This is a genomic window from Cellulomonas sp. PhB150, from assembly GCF_003755175.1.
Taxonomy (GTDB): domain Bacteria; phylum Actinomycetota; class Actinomycetes; order Actinomycetales; family Cellulomonadaceae; genus Cellulomonas.
Window position 1 is genome coordinate 117,543 of the sequence record NZ_RKHX01000006.1, and the last position, 17,350, is coordinate 134,892.

At 73.9% G+C, this 17,350-nt stretch carries 10 protein-coding genes; 2 read left to right on the forward strand and 8 right to left on the reverse strand.

From position 1 onward, the window contains the following. Nucleotides 1–90: 90 nt before the first annotated feature. The 6 genes from EDF34_RS17310 to pstC form a co-directional block, all read right to left on the reverse strand. Complete coding sequence (locus EDF34_RS17310) at nucleotides 91–987, reverse strand: sortase (RefSeq protein ID WP_199737963.1); 897 nt, start codon at nucleotides 985–987, stop codon at nucleotides 91–93. A gap of 5 nt (nucleotides 988–992) precedes the next feature. Next, a complete protein-coding gene (locus tag EDF34_RS17315) occupies nucleotides 993–3,023 on the reverse strand; it encodes an Ig-like domain repeat protein (protein ID WP_148076681.1) in 2,031 nt (676 codons plus the stop codon). Nucleotides 3,024–3,161: 138 nt separating this feature from the next. Further along, a complete protein-coding gene (locus tag EDF34_RS17595) occupies nucleotides 3,162–5,717 on the reverse strand; it encodes a hypothetical protein (RefSeq protein ID WP_158615121.1) in 2,556 nt (851 codons plus the stop codon). Continuing rightward, nucleotides 5,714–7,429, reverse strand: a complete 1,716-nt coding sequence (locus EDF34_RS17325) for a phosphate ABC transporter substrate-binding protein PstS (RefSeq protein ID WP_123372760.1) — start codon at nucleotides 7,427–7,429, stop codon at nucleotides 5,714–5,716. The genes EDF34_RS17595 and EDF34_RS17325 overlap by 4 nt, the downstream gene beginning before the upstream one ends. Then, a complete protein-coding gene (gene pstA, locus EDF34_RS17330) occupies nucleotides 7,426–8,640 on the reverse strand; it encodes a phosphate ABC transporter permease PstA (RefSeq protein ID WP_123372761.1) in 1,215 nt (404 codons plus the stop codon). Before pstA ends, EDF34_RS17325 begins: the two co-directional genes overlap by 4 nt. Further along, a complete protein-coding gene (gene pstC, locus EDF34_RS17335; RefSeq protein WP_123372762.1) occupies nucleotides 8,640–9,665 on the reverse strand; it encodes a phosphate ABC transporter permease subunit PstC in 1,026 nt (341 codons plus the stop codon). The genes pstA and pstC overlap by 1 nt, the downstream gene beginning before the upstream one ends. A gap of 773 nt (nucleotides 9,666–10,438) precedes the next feature. On the opposite strand from pstC, the gene EDF34_RS17730 reads away from it, so the two are divergent. Together EDF34_RS17730 and EDF34_RS17350 are read left to right on the forward strand one after the other, a co-directional pair. Continuing rightward, nucleotides 10,439–15,382, forward strand: coding sequence for a hypothetical protein (locus tag EDF34_RS17730; RefSeq protein WP_233575459.1), 4,944 nt, complete (start codon nucleotides 10,439–10,441; stop codon nucleotides 15,380–15,382). Between the two features lie 61 nt (nucleotides 15,383–15,443). Continuing rightward, complete coding sequence (locus tag EDF34_RS17350; protein ID WP_123372763.1) at nucleotides 15,444–15,728, forward strand: hypothetical protein; 285 nt, start codon at nucleotides 15,444–15,446, stop codon at nucleotides 15,726–15,728. Between the two features lie 61 nt (nucleotides 15,729–15,789). On the opposite strand, the gene mscL is transcribed toward EDF34_RS17350, so the two are convergent. After that, on the reverse strand, nucleotides 15,790–16,323 hold the full coding sequence (gene mscL / locus EDF34_RS17355; RefSeq protein WP_233575460.1) for a large conductance mechanosensitive channel protein MscL: 534 nt from the start codon (nucleotides 16,321–16,323) through the stop codon (nucleotides 15,790–15,792). A gap of 45 nt (nucleotides 16,324–16,368) precedes the next feature. Continuing rightward, on the reverse strand, nucleotides 16,369–17,043 hold the full coding sequence (locus EDF34_RS17360) for an SAF domain-containing protein (RefSeq protein WP_123372764.1): 675 nt from the start codon (nucleotides 17,041–17,043) through the stop codon (nucleotides 16,369–16,371). Nucleotides 17,044–17,350: the final 307 nt, after the last annotated feature.

Consider the following 17,350-nt stretch of genomic DNA (forward strand, 5'->3'; position numbering starts at 1 on the left):
GGGGCCAGGGCGACGAAGGAGTCCACGCTCACGTGCGAACCCTGGCGGACCAAGGTGGCGGGATCGTGAACGGCAGGCATCGGCCGGCCGTCAGACGAGGTTCGGGAGCAGGACGAAGGTCTGCTCGGCGACGAGCGCGCCGCACAGCAGGATGAGGGGCACGCCGACGATCCAGGCCTGCCACCGCCCCCACCAGCGCCGCAGCACCGCGACGAGGACCGCGCAGCCGGCGAGGGCCGCGAGGGCGAGCAGGAGCAGGGGCCACGCGTCGGGGTCGCCCGCGAAGGCGGCCTCGTCGTCGGCGAGCAGCGTGCTCGACAGCACGGCGTTGGGGGTCTCGAAGGCCTCGCCGACGAGGGCCGCGTCGACCCGCAGCACGTCGTCGGGCGCCCACCGCGGTCCGTCGGCGCTCACCAGGGTGAGGCGCCCGGCGCCGGGGGCGAGCGTGTCGGGCAGCGGGTCGCCCGTGCGGCGCAGGCCCGTGACGGCGTAGGTCGCGGTGCCCTGGCCGGTGGTGGTCGTGATGACGTCGCCCGTGCGCAGGGTGCCGAGCCCGGCGAACACGCCGCCGTACGCGCCGTGCCGGCCCATCACGACGACGGGGCCGGCCTGACCGGGCAGGACGGTGTCGCGCCGGTGGCCGGGCCCCGACAGCAGGACCTTCGAGGACGTGCCCTCGAGGACCACGTCGTCCACACCCAGCCGCGGGATCGTGACGATCGCCACGGGCGTGCCTGGGGTGAGCAGACGGTCTGCTGTCGTGACCTGGCCGACCGGCGCGGTTCCGTTGGCCAGCTGGGCGCGGAACGCCCAGCCGGCCACGTCCTGGTCGCGCTCGTACCGCAGCGGCGAGACGACCAGGGCGTTGACCACGATGCCCAGCGCGAGCGCGGCGACGATGGCGAGCGTGGTGCCGACCAGGCGAGCGCGCTCGCTGGGGGCCACCGGCCGGATCGCCGCGTCGAGCGACTGGGGCATCGTGGTCATGGGGGTCACTTCGCCTGCGTGACCGTCTTCGCGGCCGACGCCTTGGCGCTGACCGTGGAGGAGCCCGTGTAGGTCACGACGAGCTTGTGCTTGCCGGCCTTGAGCTTGGGCAGCTTGACGGTCGCCTTGCCGCTCTTGATCGAGACGGTCTTGATGACCTTCTTGCCGTCCTTGATCGTGACCTTGCCGGTGGGCGTGACGCCCGTTGCGGCGATGGTCACCTTGAGCGTGGCGTACTTGCCCTTGGCGACCTTCGCCGGAGCCGTGAAGGTGACCTTCGGCGTGGCCTTGGCGACCTTGACCTTCAGGACGGCGCTGGTGCTGCTCTTGACGACCGCGGCGGACGAGGACGTGTAGACGGCCTTGATCGCGTAGGACGTCTTGGCGGCCTTGATGCTCAGCGAGGCCTTGGCCGAGGTCACCTTGACCGTGGCGAGCTTCTTGGTGCCGTCGTAGAACGCGACCGAGCCGGCCGGGGTCTTCGAGGCGGTGACCGCCGCGGCGACGGTGAACGACTTGCCGACGACCGGCTTGGCGCTCGCGGTGACCTTGGTCGACGAGGCGACCGCCGGGACCACCGGGACGGGCGTGACGGTCAGCGGCTGTGCCGTCGACACCGAGGGTGCGACGCCGAGCAGGGTCGGGACGAACGTGCCGGTGACGTTCAGCGAGCCGGTCGACGAGGTCGTGATCTGCGCCGTGCCGGACGTGGCGCCCGCCGCGACGGGGACCGAGCCGAGCAGCGTGGCGCCGTTGTACAGGCGGACCGTGCCGCCGCCGTTGCCGACCGAGCTCACCGTGACGTTCGCGGTGACCTTCTGGCCGGAGACGACCGTGGCCGACGAGAGCGCGAGCGTGGTCTCGCTCGTCGACGCCTTGTAGGCGCGCGTCGTGGTGTCACCGCACTGCGTGCCGCCCGTGAGCAGGCCGAAGCCGAAGGCCGTGATCGTGCCGGTCTCCGTGCACACGCGCGAGGTCGAGCCGACGAAGGTCTTGGCGATCTCCGACGTCGGGTCGTCGGCGAGGATCGACGGGACGATGTTGTAGACCGGCCGCGTGAACGCGTTGTAGCTGGGGTTGAGCGCGTAGGAACCCGCGGCACCCGTGGTGGCGAGCTGGCCGTTCACCGCGTTGATGCGGACGCCGGCGCGCAGGTCGGCGGTCTTGGCGTTGCCCTGCGCGACCCACTGCGCGATCGAGAACGGCGCGATGGCACCGGCGTCCTGGGTGTCGGTGCCCGAGACGAGCGAGCCGCCCTGGTGCTCCTGCACCGCGGCGCCCGCGAAGTCCTTGTCCTTGAGGTTCGGGTAGGTGCCCGCGGAGATGTTCGCCTCCGTGATGCCCACCTGGCCGAGCCAGTAGGAGCGGGTGCCCGAGCCTGCGGCGGGGAGGAACGTGGTGATCGCGGTGGCGGCGTCGCCGGGCACCAGCGTGTAGGAGGCGCCCTCGAGGTGCGTGCTCGCGCCGTTGACGATGACCTGCGTGAGCTCGCCCTTGAAGATCGAGACGATCTGGGCCTTGGTCAGGTCGGTCGGGATGACGCTGTTGGGGGCCGTGGCGTAGGAGACCGCGTCCACCGCGAAGGGGATGTAGGTCAGGACGCCCTCGGGATCCTGGTCGGCGCTGCCCGCGGGGCTGGAGCTGCGCGCGAACTGGACCTGGCCGGCGACACCCGCGGTCGTCACGGGGACGGTCGGGGAGTTGAAGACGGGGATGTTGGCCGTCTCGGTCTGGCCGATGGCCACGCGGAGCAGGTCGCGCCCGCCGCCCGAGTTGTTGGCGCGGGGGATCGCGACGCCACCCGAGCGGGTGACGACCGTGCCGCTGCCGGTCGCGTCGTACGAGGCCAGGACGCCGCCGCCGATCGCCGTGGCGAGGCCGCCGACGACGGCCTGCGTGGTGTCCGAACCGAGGCCGACGAGCGTCCCGAACGTGCCGGTGGCGGGGTCCGCCTGGGCCGGCGCGACGACGGTGCCGAGGGCGAGTGCTGCCATTCCGGCGCACAGGCCGAACTTTCCGAAGGCAGAGACCTTCATCTGACTGTTCCTCTCCGAGCAATGCGGATGGGCGTGAGAACGGCGCGATTCCGCGCCTGGCCGAATGCTAGGGACGTGGTGAGAACGCTGGGCGACCCGCAGGAGAACGGTGGTCGTTCCTCACGCGAAGTCGCCCATTCATTCGCCCATTTCCTCGAGGGTTGCCAGCGTGCGCCCGCGGCGCATGAGCAGGGGGCCGGTGACGGCGCACGCCGCGCCGAGGCCGACCGAGCCCGCGATGCCGAGCCGGGCCGCGCCGAGCGGGCCACCGCCGGTCAGGCGAGCCTCGCCCGGGGTCGCCTCGCCCGTGTCGGGGTCGGCCGGGGGAGCCGTCGCGGTGGCCGACGGCGACGGGTCGGTCGGGCCGGTCGCCGGGGGGACCACCGGGGCGGGTTCGCTCGTCGGGCTCGTCGGCGGCGGCGTCGTGGCGGTGGCCGTCGGGGTGGGGGTCGCGGTGGGCGTGGCAGACGGCTTCGGGGTGTCCGTGCCGCAGGTCCTCGCGATCGCGCCCTCGTCGGTCAGGCCCGCGGCGACGTCGGTCGTCGCGGTGACCTGCGCGTCGTCCAGCGGCAGGTACCCGCGGGGGAGCAGCCCCTTGGTCTCGCCGAGCCGCTGGCCGGTCGTCGCGGCGTAGCCGAGGAACGCCGCGTAGTCCTCGCGCTGGTCAGGCGTGGTGGAGCAGACCGTGATGCCGGCGTAGTTGACCAGCGTCAGCGGGTAGGCACCGCGCACCCGCGCGCTCGGGTCGGTGGCGACCACGCCGGGAACGGAGGTGTCGACCATCGCGTCGACCGCCTTCTGCATCGTCTCGTCGGTCGCGGCGAGCGACTGGCCCGCGGCGTTGACGAGCCGCGCGGTACGCAGGCCGAACCGCTGCGCGGAGACGAGGTCGGTGAGGGCGAGCGAGAACCGCTGGCCCGGGAGCTGCGCGCCCGAGGTGTTGAACACGGGCGGCACCTTGTTGAGGTCCCAGACGATCTTCGCGCCCGAGTTGGCCTTCTGCGTGCGGCCCGCGGCGTCCGCCATGTCGTTGGTGTACGGGCGCAGGTCCAGCGTCCCGTAGCCGGGCGCCGGGACGGTCTCGTCCTGCTGGTAGGTGCTCAGGTCGGCCTTGGGGAAGCTGTCGAGCGTGTCGTCGTGGGTGAGGTCGAGCTCGGAGTAGACGGGATTCACGCGCATTCCGTACTCGTCCGGCTCGCCCTCGAGAAATGACCGCGCAAAAGGGTCGGCAATGATCCAGCGCCACACCTCGGCATTAGCGTCGGACGTGCCGAGACCGACCATCAACCCGTCCGGTGCTGCGGTGTGCACGAATTGCGCCATCTCGGGATTGAGGGCGACGAATTCCGGGTCGTTCACGATGCTGCGGGGATTGTCGGTGAGCGGCTTCTTCGAGCCGCCGCCCGGCACGTCCGCGCGGTAGGACTGCGTGAGCAGCTTGGCCACCAGGCGCGCGTTGAGCACGAGGTCCTCGACCGCCGTGCCGTCGCGGGCCGCGAGGCTGCTGCCCAGCGCGTACTGCCGGTCGATCGTGTACGCGACGACCAGCGAGGTCTGGCTCACGGGCGCGTAGACGATCGGCCGCTCCTTCTCGGGAGCCAGCGGACGGTTGACCACCGCGAGCCCGGACGCGCCCGTGACCGAGCTGAGCAGCTGCGCGCGGGCCTCGCCGTCGCCGACCTGCGAGTAGCCGTAGGTGGTGCCCGTGCCGCACAGCGCCGACTGCCACGACGTCATCGCGTCGGAGAAGAGCTCGTCGCCGACCAGCCGCTGCTCGGCGTTGCCCAGCGCGCACGACGACCCGATCGGGGCGAACTGCAGCGGGAACACCATCCGGTGCGACCACGCCGTCGCCGACAGGGGCGAGCCGGAGATGCTGCCGGTCGACGCGTCCTCCGCGAAGCTCCCGTCCGCGTCGGTCTCGCCGCGCGGCACGACGACGAGCCAGCACGCGCGCGGCGACCCGCTCCGCAGCGTCTCGCCACAGCCGAGGTGCGGGGCCTCGAGGGAGGTCTGGATCTCCATGTTGGCCGTGCCCGTGCCGTCGCCGCCCGTGCGTGCCGCAGTGATCTCGTTGCTCGACGTCGAGGAGAAGTAGTCGGCGACGTCGGTGACGGACCCGCCCGTCACCGGCGTGAACGGCACGGTGTAGGCCTTGAGGTTCGGGTTCGTGATCGGCGGCGGCACCAGGTGGGCCGCGTCGTACGCCTGCAACGGGTCCTCGCCCCGCTTGAGCGAGCGCAGGCCGGTGCGGTCGCCGAGCAGCGTGCTGAGGCTCGGGTTGGGCGCGCCCCACTGGCACTGCTGGGGCTCGGGGCCGTCCGCCTCGTCGCCCCAGCACTGCATGACCTGCAGGTAGTCCGTGGCGAACCGGCCGGTCGACGTGGGCCGCGCGCCCTTCCAGTCGACCGTCACGCCCTGGTGCGACAGGTTCCGGGTCTGGCTGACGGTGACCTCGAGCTTGGCGAACGTCGCGTAGTCCGGGTCCGTCCGGTCGCGCTCGCCGACGAGCGACGGGTCCGACCAGGCCTGGACCACCTGCGAGCCCCCCTCGACGGCGTCGACGACGGGGTCGTCCGCGCTCTCCGCCGCAGCGCTGCCGGTGGCGAGCAGGAGAGCGGACCCGAGGGTCGTCGCCGTGACTCCGACGACGGTCAGCCAGGCACCCGCGCGGCGCAGGCGGCCCCCGTTCACCGGCGTGCCTTGCGAGCCGTGCGTGCGGAGGCGCCGCGGGAGACCAGCGGCGGGATCACGACGAGCGCGACGAGCAGGAGGCACGCGGCGGCGACCGCGAGCGGGCTGATGCTGCCCGACGAGCGCGCCTCGGTCTCGATCGGCATCGAGACCACGTTGGTGCACTGGCCGGTGTCGTCGGAGCAGACCACCGGGCCGCCGCCGGTGCTCGGGCCGGCGACCGCCACGCCCGTCCCGGTGCCCGTCCCCGTGCCGCCGCCGACCGTCCCGTCCGTGCCCGTCGCCGTGCCGTCGGTCCCACCGCCGGTCGTCGTGCCGGGGTCGTCGCCCGTGCCCGTGGTGCCGCCGCCCCCGGTGCCCTTCGTCCCGCCGCCGCCCTTCGTCGTGCCGGTCGTGCCCTTCGTCCCGCCGCCGTCCGACGTCCCGCCCTTGCCGGGCGCGGGCGCAGCGCCGCCGGTGGGCCTGTCGCACTGGTCGTTGCCCTGCTTGTCGCACTCCGAGGGCTGCGGCGCGTTCTTGGCGAGCGTGTTGCTGCCGTCGGCCGAGAACGTCGGGTTGTTGCACTTCTTGATGTCCACGTTGGCGTCGTCGGACCCGGGGATCTTGCCCACCTGGTCGAGGCCCGCCTGGACCAGGTTGACCGGCAGCGGGGAGTAGCCGAGCACCTCGGCCTGCTGCTGGCCCTCGCACAGGAAGTAGCTCGCGAACGCGCCGAGGGTGTGGCCCTTGGCCGCCGTGAACCCGTTCTGCGTGCTCGTCGGCACGACGATGTAGCTGTACGACGAGAGGGGGTAGGTCCGCTTGTCGCCGTTGGTGTAGACGCCGGACAGGTCCTGCGTCAGGTACTTCGGGGAGCCCTCGTCGGTGTTGATCTTCGCGCCCAGCAGGCCGACCGCGACGTTCGAGGCGGTCGGCTCGACGTAGTAGCCGGCCTCGTTGAGCACCTTGGCCACCGGGTATCCGGTCTTGAGCGCGTAGGAGTACTCGACGTAGGTGATGGTGCCGACGTTGCCGCGCTGGGCGACGTAGCCCGCGACCCCCTGCGAGTTCGGCTGGGCGACGAAGCCCTTGCCGGGGATGGTCGGGTAGGAGCTCGTGACGCCGCACGGGGTCGAGCGGCCGGCCGCCGCGCAGTACGCGTCCCACTGCTTCTGGTGCCGGGCCGCCATCCAGGTGGAGAACTGCGCGGTCGAGCCCGAGCCGTCGGAGCGGACGACCGGCACGATCTTGCGCTTCGGCAGCGCGAGCCCCGGGTTGTCCTTCGCGATCGCCGGGTCGTCCCAGCTGGTGATCGTGCCGGTGAAGATGCCGGTCACGACCTCGCCCGAGAGCCGCAGGTTGGTGACCTGCTTGCCGCCGACCGACAGGTTGTACATGAACGCCGTGCCGCCCGCGACGATCGGCATGTAGACGAACCCACGGCTCGGGGCGGTGTCGACGACGCCGCCGTCCTTGAGGCCGTAGGGGATCTCGGTGATCGCGAAGTCGACGGTGCCGGCCTTGAACTGGTTGCGGCCGTCGGAGGAGCCGGTGCTCGCGTAGTTGATCCGCATGCCGTACTGCTCGACGTTGCGTCGCCACTGGTCCACCGCGTTCGAGCTCCACGAGGAGCCCGCGCCGTTGACGGGGACGAACGAGTCGGCCGCGGCCGGTGCGGCGCCCACGGTCGGCAGCAGGGCCGCCGCGATCAGGGGGGCGAGGGCGCGTCTCATGACTGCTCCTGGGGAGTGGTGCGTGGGGGGCGGGACGTGCGCTTCGTGGTGCGGGGGCCGGGCCGCTCGCCGCGCTGCTGGTCGCGGGCGCTGCGCTGCTGGGCGCGCGTGCGCCGCTGCTGCTCCCGGGCGCGGCGGCGCGCGTCCTTCTTCAGCGGGTTGCTGCCGCCGACGACTCGGGCGACGACGAACAGGGTGAGCACCAGGAGCATCAGCACCGCCGCGGTGCCGAACCCGCGCGCGACCATCGTCGGCTCCGGCGACTTCACGAACTGGAAGATCGCGAGCGGCAGGCTGACCATCGGACCCTCGGTCGGGTTGGTGTTCATCGCGGCGGTGAACCCGGAGGTCAGCAGGACGGGTGAGGTCTCGCCGATGCCTCTTGCGGTGGCCAGGATGACGGCCGTGGTCAGCCCGGACCTCGTCGTCGGCAGGACCACCTGCCAGACGGTGCGGAACTGGCCGGCCCCCAGCGCGTACGACGCCTCCTTGAGCGTCCCGGGCACGAGCCGCAGGACCACGTCGGAGGACCGGACCATGATCGGCAGCATCATGATGCTGATCGCCGTGGCGGCGGCGAGCCCGGACTTGGGGATGCCGAGCGCCAGGATCAGCGTGGCGTAGACGAACAGGCCCGCGACGATGGACGGCAGCGCGGTCATCGCCTCGACGACGGTGCGGACCAGGCGCGCGAAGCGACCGGGCATCTCGCTCAGGAACACCGCGGTGAGCAGGCCGAGCGGGATCGTGATGGCCAGCGCGATGCTGATCTGGATGAGCGTGCCGACGATCGCGTGCGCGATGCCGCCCATGTCGAGCGGGTCGAGGGGGCCGGCCTTGGCCATGTCGTCGGTGAAGAAGTTCAGGTGCGGCAGCGCGCTCGCGCCGCGCGCGAACGTGAACACGACGATGAACACGAGCACGGCCAGGAGCGTGAAGGCCAGGCCGTGGACGACGACGGTCACGACACGGTCCCGCACCGCGACGCCCCGCTCGGTGAGCGAGACCAGCAGCGCGTAGAGCGCCAGGAAGAGCCCGGCCGCCACGGCGACGAAGCCGAGCGGGCTCGTGATCGGGGCGAGCTGGCTGCTCAGCAGGGCCGTGAGCGCGACGGCGGCCGCTCCTGCGCCGCACAGGTTGAGCAGGTCGGAGACCCGGATCCCGGTGAGCTGGCGCCGGACCTCGGTCCGCGTCGGGGCGAGCGTCGTCATCAGCTGCTCGCCCCCGACCGGGACCGGGCCACGACGGACGACGCGGCGAAGTTGATGACGAGCGTCATGAGGAACAGCGCGAGGCCCGCGGCCATCAGGGCGGACATGCCGAACGGCGTCGACTCTCCGTACCGCAGCGCGATGAGCGAGGAGACCGAGCTGCCGCCGTTCGCCAGCACGTGCCACTGGATGGCGAACACGGGCGAGATGATCATGTAGACGGCGATGGTCTCGCCGAGCGCACGGCCCAGGCCGAGCATCGTGCCGCCGATGATGCCGCCCTTGCCGTAGGGCAGGACCACGCGGCGGATCATGCCCCAGCGGGTCGAGCCGAGCGCGAGGGCACCCTCGCGCTCGCCGACCGGCGCCTGGGTGAACACCTCGCGCATGATCGAGGCCACGACGGGGGCGATCATCATCGCGACGACCAGGCCGGCGATGAACGTCGAGGACGTGTAGACCGTCGCGGTGGCGAGCGGGTCGCTCGGGTCCGAGCCGGGCACCTGGAACGGCGGGAACCAGCCGAACGTCGTCGACAGCCAGCGGGCCAGGTCCGTGATCCGGCCCTGCAGGAAGAAGAAGCCCCAGAGGCCGAAGACGACCGACGGGATGGCGGCCATGAGGTCGACGATGCTGACCAGGCTCTGCTTGATCCTCGTCGGCGCGTACTCGCTGATGTAGAGCGCGACGCCGAGCGCGAGCGGGACGGCCACGACGACCGCGACCGTCGCGATGAGGATCGTGCCCACGAGGATGGCCGCGATGCCGAAGTTGCCCGAGTCGGGCTCCCACGCCTGGGTGGTCAGGAAGCCCCAGCCCGCCTGGCTCAGGGCGTCCCAGGCGCGCAGCAGCAGGAACACGCCGACGAAGCCCATGATCGCCAGCACCGCCACGCCGCTGCAGAGCAGTACCGCGCGGAACGCCCGGTCGCTCGTCGAGCGCCGGGTGCCCAGCCGGCGCGGGACGTCCGCGTCGTGGTGGGCGGCCGGCGGCACCGTGCGCGGCGCCTCGATCGTCGCGCTCATGGTCTCCGTCCGGGGTGGTGGTTCGTGCTGCGTCACGGCGGCACCGCGAGCAGGCTCGCGTCGTGGCCGCTCCGTGCGGCCGGGGAGACCGTCCCGCGCGCGGCCGACGTCCAGGCATCGCGTGGGTGTCGCGCAACCGGCGGCTGGATGAAGCCGTGGCCCCGATCGGACGAGTCAGACATCGACGGCCCGGGGGTGCGTGCCCGGGGCACCGGACCGTCCGCTGCCCGGGGCACCATCTCGGCACCCGAACGGATGAATCCGCTGGTCAGGGGCATGCCGTCCGCCGGTCGAGGGCCGCGGTCTTGAGCGGTCCAGCAGGAGACCCCGCCGGGCGCTCCTGACAGGTGGTTCACAGGTTCGTCGAGGGCTCGCAGAATCACCCGGTCGAGTGCTCTGGACGTTTGACCAGAAGGCCATCGGTGGCGCAGACTCACACCTGACGGTGCGCATCGCCTGCCCCCTGCGCGGTGCGCACCGTCGTCTACTTCCGAAGGGCGGGACCACCTGGTCCCGCCCTTCGTCGTTCCCGGGCCGCGGCCCGCCGGCCGCCCTGCGTGCCTGGCGCCCCCGCCCGGTCCGGGGTCCGACCGCGAGGTCGTCGGTCCGTCGACAGGTCGTCGGCTGCATCCGACTACCTGATACCGAACCGCCGACCTCGGCCCCGCCGCCCGAGGGGGTTCCGGGCGGTGGTGACGCGGATCGGGGCGGGAAGTCGCGCTGTGCGGGTGTGTCTGCGCGGCTGGCGGACGGGCCGCGGTTACCGTCGACGAGTGACCGTTCCTGCGCGCGCGCCCGGCACGGGAGCCACACCGGGCCAGGTGCACGCTCCCGTCACCGACAACCCTGCCGTCGTCCTCGTCGAGCCCCCGTCCGCGGGCGAGCTCGTCGAGGGTGCCGTCGCCACCTGGCGCGCCGCGCTCGTCGAGGCCGCGGGTGGTTCCACGCTGGCCGACGTCGAGCTGCTCGGCGAGGCCGCGCTCGACCTGTCGGCGGCGCACCCCTCGGGCATGGCCCAGCTGTTCGCCGGTCGCGAGACCCGGCTGTCCAACCTCGTGCGCGAGGGCTCGGCGCTGTCGACCGCCCGACGACGCGCCCGCGCGGTCAGCGCGCGATCGGCCTCCTACGCGCAGCAGTACGGCATCGCCCCGACGTCGCTCGCCATCGGCGTGGCCACCTGGACCGAGCGCATCGCCCCCGAGTCCGCGCAGGACGACGTCGGTGCGCTGGCCTCGGTCACGCGCCAGCGACGTGCGGTCGACGAGCCCGTCGACCGATCGCCTCGCACCGTCCGCGCCCCCGTCCTGCTGCGACCGGTCACGCTGCGCGCCCGCGGCTCGGGCGAGGCGGACTACGAGCTCGCGCTCGAGCCCTCGCTCGAGGTCAACCCGGTCCTGGCGCGGGCCCTGCGCTCGCGCGGTGCGCTCCTCGACCCCGGCGCGGTCGCGCGCGGCGCGTTCACCCCGTCCGGCTTCGACCCCCGCGGGGCCCTGCAGCGGCTCGCGTCGCTGGGGGAGGCCGTGCTCGAGGACTTCTCCCTCTCCGAGCGCGTCGTCGTCGGCGCGTTCGTGCACCCGGGCCAGGTGCTCGTCGACGACCTCGACCAGCTCGCCGGCAGCCTGGACCGCCACGAGGTCATCGCCGCGCTCGCGGGCGTCGACGCGGAGGCCCTCGTCGGCCGCGCGCTGCCCGACCCCGTCGTCGGCGACCGTGACCCCGCGCTCGAGCGCGGCGTCGGCGACCTCGACCCCGCGCAGCAGCACGTGCTCGACGTCGTCGCGACCGGCACGCACCTGTTCGTCGACGCGCCCACGGGCGCCGACGTCACCGGCACGCTCGCGGCGCTCGTCGCGGACGCCGCCGCGTCCGGGCGCACCGTCCTGTACGTCCCGGGGCACCGTCGGTCCGCCACGGCGCTCGTCGAGCGGCTCGAGCACCTCGGGCTGGGCGACCTCGTCCTCGACGTCGCGCCCGAGGCCGGCTGGCGCACGGCTGCCTCGCGACGGCTCCTGGGCGCCATGACGCTCGAGGCGCCGGTCGTCGACGCGCACGGCCTGCACGCCCTGCGCTCGGAGCTCGTGGCGCACCGCGAGCAGCTGCGCGGCTACGTCGTCGGGCTGCACGCTCCGCGCGAGCCGTGGGGCGTGTCCGCCTACGACGCCCTGCAGCAGCTGGCCCGGCTCACCTCGACGCGCCCGACCCCGCGCACCACCGTCCGGCTGGCCCCCGACGTGGCGCGCGTGCTCGACGCGGCGCAGCGCGAGGAGCTCGGCACCCTGCTCACGCGCGTCGGCGAGCTCGGCGCGTTCCGCGTCCGCCCGGGCGACACCCCCTGGTACGGCGCCGACCTGCGCACCCGCGCCGACGCCGACGTCGCCGTCCGGCGCCTCGAGCGACTGCTCGACTCCGCGCTCCCGCTGCTCGTCGAGCGCACCGAGCAGGTCGCCAACGAGACCGGGCTGACGCGGGCGACGACGCTCGCCGCGTGGGCGGAGCAGCTCACGATGCTCGACGGCGTCCGGGGCGCGCTCGACGTGTTCCAGCCGATCGTCTTCGAGCGCACGGCCTCCGACCTCGTCGCGGCGACCGCCACCTCGCAGTGGCGCGAGGAGCACGGCGTGGAGATGGGCGCCGTCGTGCGTCGTCGGCTCCGCAAGCAGGCCAAGGACATGGTCCGCCCGGGCCGCCCGGTCGCGGACCTGCACGGTGCGCTCCTGGAGGTCGCCGAGCAGCGGCAGGTCTGGCACGCGCACTGCCCGGGCGGCGGCTGGCCGCGGCTGCCCGACGGCCTCGAGCAGATCGAGGAGGAGTTCGCAGCGATCCGCGTCGACCTCGACGCGCTCGACGACGTGCTCGCCGGGACGCCCGACGGCGGCGCGCTGAGCACGCTCGCCCTGCCGGCACTGATCGAGCGGCTGACCCGGCTGCGCGCGGGCGTGGCCGCGCTCGAGACGCTGCCCGACCGGACCGGCCTCCTGCACCGCCTGCGCGGCGCGGGGCTGGGCGCGCTGGTCGACGACCTCGCCCACCGCTCCGTGGACCCGACGCTGGCCGCCGCCGAGCTCGACCTGGCCTGGTGGAGCACGGTCATCGAGCAGATCCTCACGGCCGAGCCGACGCTCGCCGGCTACGACGGCGCGACGCTCGGCGCGCTGGCCGCGCAGTACGTGCGGCTCGACCGCGAGCACGTCGACCGCCTGTCCGGGCCCGTCCTGTCCGGTGCCGTCGCGCACGTCGGCACCGTGCTGCGCCAGCACCGCGCGCAGGCGGAGGACCTGTTCGCCGAGCTCGTCGAGGAGCGGCTCACGTCGCTGCGCGACACGTTCGGCCGGCACCCCGACGTCGCGCGTCGCCTGCGCCCCGTGATCGCCGCGAGCCCGATGCTCGTGCCGCAGGTGCTGCCGCCCTCGCGCACGGTCGACCTCGTGCTCATCGACTCCGCCGCGCACCTGCCCGTCGAGGTCGCCCTCGCGGCGGTCGCGCGCGGCCGCCAGGTCGTCGTCGTCGGGGACGCGCGCTGCGCGTCCGGCTCCGCGGTCCGCGAGCTCGCGGGCGTCCTGCCGAGCGTCGCGCTGCACGCCCGCGCCTCGCGTCGTGACCCCTACCTGACCGCGTTCCTCGCGCAGCACGGCTACGACGGGGTGCTCAGCGCGCTGCCGCTGCCGCAGCAGGTGCCCCTCGTGCACGTCGAGGTCGTCGACGGCACCGGCATGCCCGACGGCGGCTCCGGCATGGTCGCGACGACGACTGCCGAGGTCGACCGCGTCCTCGAGCTCGTGCTCGACCACGCCCTCATGCGGGCCGACGAGTCCCTCGCCGTCGTCACCGTGACCCCGGCCCACGCCGAGGCGGTCCGCGAGGCCGTGCTCTCCGAGGTCCGCAGCAACCCGGCCCTCGCGGCGTTCTTCGACGCGGGCCGCGCCGACCCGTTCGTCGTCACCGACCTCACCAACGTCGGCGGCCTGCGCCGCGACGCCGTGGTGCTGACGCTCGGGCTGGGGCGCACGCCGCACCGCCGGGTCCTGCACACGTTCGGCCCCGTCAGCGCGCCCGGTGGCGACGCGCTGCTGCTCGACGCGCTCGGCTCGACCGCGCGCCGGCTCACCGTGGTCTCGTGCTTCGCCGCCGACGACCTGGACAGCACCCGCCTGCGCGGGCCCGGTCCGCGCCTGCTGCGCGACCTGCTCGCCTTCGCCGAGTCGCGTGCGGCCGGCGGGACCGACCTGGGCGCGCGCTGGGACGACGACGCGCTCGTCGCCGAGGCGGGCTCGCTGACCGGGATCGTCAGCGACGGGGTCGTCGTGCGGGACGTGGCGTCCGACGCCGTGCCCGACGCGGTGCCCGACACTGCGCTCGGCGACGGCGACGGCGAGGTCGAGGTCGAGGTCGAGGTCGACGAGAGTGCCGTTGTCGACGTCGTCGCCGGCGGACCGGCGGCGGACGACAGCGCCCCCGCGCCGAGCGCTGATGCCGCGCCGAGCGCTGATGCCGCGCCGAGCACTGACTCTGCTTCGAGCACTGACCTTGCGTCGAGCACCGACCCTGCGTCGAGCACCGCTGCCGGCCTCGAGGTCCGCACCGACGAGGCGACCGGCGAGAGCGGCCCGGACGGCGACACGCCGGCCGCCGCACCGGAGCCCGACCGCCTCCTGCTCGACCTCGCCGAGCGCCTGTGGCGCCACGGCCTGGTCGTCGACGTCGACTACGGCATCCCCGGCGGCACCCGCATCCCCATGGTCGTCGGCCACCCCGACGTCCCGGGCGAGATGCTCGTCGCCGTCCTCACGGACGACGAGGCCTACGTCGCCGAGCCGAGCATCCGGGTGCGCGAGCGCCTGGTCGCCGACCGGCTCGCCGACCTCGGCTGGTCGGTCGTGCGCGTGTGGTCCGCCGCGGCGTTCCTGGACCCGCAGGCCGAGGTCGACCGCATCCGTCGCGCCGTCCACGCCCGCGTCCCGGCAGAGCCCCACGACGTGCGGCCGCCGACCCTGAGCGTCCCCGTGGTCGCCGACGAGTCGGAGGCAGTCGACGACGTCGTGGCGGTCCCGCCGGTCGCCGACTCCTCGGCCGCGAACCCGACGGCGGCCAGCTACACCAGCACGGGAACGGGCACGATCACGGTGATCGGTGCGCACCCGGAGCAGGTCGCAGGCACCGCGCGAACCGCGGGCACCCCCGAGGTCTCCGCCCGGACCCCTGAGCCGGCCCAGGAGCCGGAGCCCGCGCAGCCGATGGCGTCGGTGCACGGCGGTCTCATGGAGATCCTCGCCCCGGCCTCCGCGCACGCACCGCGCGAGCGGGCCGCTGTCCCCGAGGAGCCGCACGTCGCCGGGACCGCGCACGCCGCGTCGTCGCCGACGCCGGTCGTGGCGCCCGTCGTGCCGCCGGTGGTCGAGCCGGTCGTGACGGCGGAGCCCGCGCCGGCACCCCCGGTCCCGGCCACCACCGAGCCGTCGACCGCGTCCAAGCCCCTGCAGCTGGTCCTCGCGGTCCCGACGCGTCAGCGTCCCGACGTGCGCAAGGGTCTGCCGATCGGCGCGTACTCCGACGACCAGCTCGACGAGCTCGTCGCCTGGTTGCGCTCGGACGGCCAGGAGCGCTCGCGTGACCAGCTCGCCGCGGCCCTGCGCGACGAGCTCGGCATCACGCGCCGCAGCTACCGCGTCGACACGGCCGTGCGCGGTGCCGTGACCCGGGGGATGGCCGGCGAAGCCTGACCCTCGGGGTCAGGCCGGTCACCGGCTTCGGCCGGCGCGCGAGCGGTGGGATCATCGGACCGTGACCTCACCCCGCCCGCGCCGTCCGCGGGTCATCCGCCCGGCCGGCACGGTCGGGACCGACGACTCCGTGCTGCTCTCGACGCACCCGGCCCCGGCGGTCGAGCCCGAGACGCCGACCGCCCGGCCGGCCGTGCAGGCGGTCGAGCAGCCGGGCGAGCCGCCGACCGAGCCGCGCGAACGAGCGCTGCCGTTCCGCGCGGCGGACGACTCGGACGTCGGCTGGGGCGAGCGCGACGACGCCAACGACGACCGGCTCCGACAGGACAAGCCCCCGCACTGGTAGCCCGAGGTCCCGTCGCTGACGGCGGTGCGGAGCGCCGAGCGGCCAGGCGGAGTCCCGACGGTCAGACGGTCGGCGGGTAGGTCGGCGGGGGCGGCGTGGCCGGCGACCCGGTGTCGTTCGCCGTCGCGGGGTTCGGGCGGGAGGCCAGCAGGTCGCGGATCTCCTGCAGCAGCAGGATGTCCTCGGCAGGGGCTGCGGGCTCGGGCTCGTCGCCCTTCTTGCGCCGCGCGGCCAGCGCGTTGAGCGGCAGCACGATGAAGAAGTAGATCGCAGCCGCGGTCAGCACGAAGTTCAGGACCTGCGTGAGGACGACTCCGACCTGGATGGCCTGAGCGTCCGCCTCCTTGTCCCAGGTGTAGGGCCCGATGTTCCAGATGTTGTCGAGGTTGGGCTGCCCGAAGATCCACCCGATCAAGGGGTTGAGGACCGCCTCGACGAACGCGGTCACGACCTTGCCGAATGCCGCGCCGATGACGACGCCGACCGCGAGGTCGACCACGTTCCCCCGCGCGATGAAGTCCTTGAACCCCTGGCCCACCTTCGCCAGCCCGCTGAGCCGCGCTCCCACGGCGCTCGTCCCCTTGGTCTCCGACACGTGCGCCTCCTCGGTAGCCCTGCCCGATCGGTCCGTCGTCGCCGATCATGGCACGACCACCGCGGACAGCAACGCCGATGCCGACGCCGCGGCCAGGTCGTCGACCTCGTCGGGCGCGACCGCGAGCAGGACCGGCAGGCTCTCGTCGTCCGACGCCACCGCGAACGGGCCGCCCGCGGCCGTGTCCCGGGCCGGTGACGGCAGCACGAGCGCGCGCGAGGCGACGACCGTGCCGGTGTCGCCCTCGGGGGTCGCGGCGAGCACGTCGACCCGCATCCCGGCCCCCAGCAGCGCGGCGACGGCAGGGTCGGAGAGCCGCACGGCGGCCACGACGGTGCCGGGCGGACCGGACAGGTCGTCGGGGACGACGACGCCCGGCACGAGCGGTGTCCCGGCGGTGAGCGGGACCGCGGTCGACGACCCGACCAGGGGCGCGGCCTCGCGGGCCGCCTCGGCTGGTGCGTAGGCGACCGGGACGCGCACGAGCCGCAGGTCGCGGGCGCTGAGCACGGCGCCCGCAGCGACGGGCCGCGCGGCGACGACGACCGCGACCGACTCGGGCGGCGGGGGCCGGAGCGCATCGATCGCCGCGGAGACGACCACGGCCAGGCACAGCCCGACGACGAGCGCGCGCCAGCGCCACAGCAGCGCGCGCACGATCACCGGGAACGGTGCGCGCCGCCGCGCGAGGGGCGGCGGGAGATCGACGAACGAGGTCACCCACCGGACGCTAGGCGCGGCCCGCGGCGAGCGAGCCCGCCCTCACGCGGACCTGTGGACGCCGGATGGCTCACCGTGGGCTGTGGACAGCTCGACGGGTGGCCCACCAGCCGCGGGGTGACCAAGCCCGAGAGCGACGGACTCGCGAGGCCCGCAGATCGCTGCAGAGATCGCTGCAGAGATCGTTGAAGCACTCGTGCCGTCCGGCAGCGGGCGGTCTCAACCAGTCATCGCAACGAGTGTCTCGTTGAGCTTCTCTGATGGTGTCATCCAGCCAAGGGTTTGGCGGGGTCGGCCGTTGAGCGAG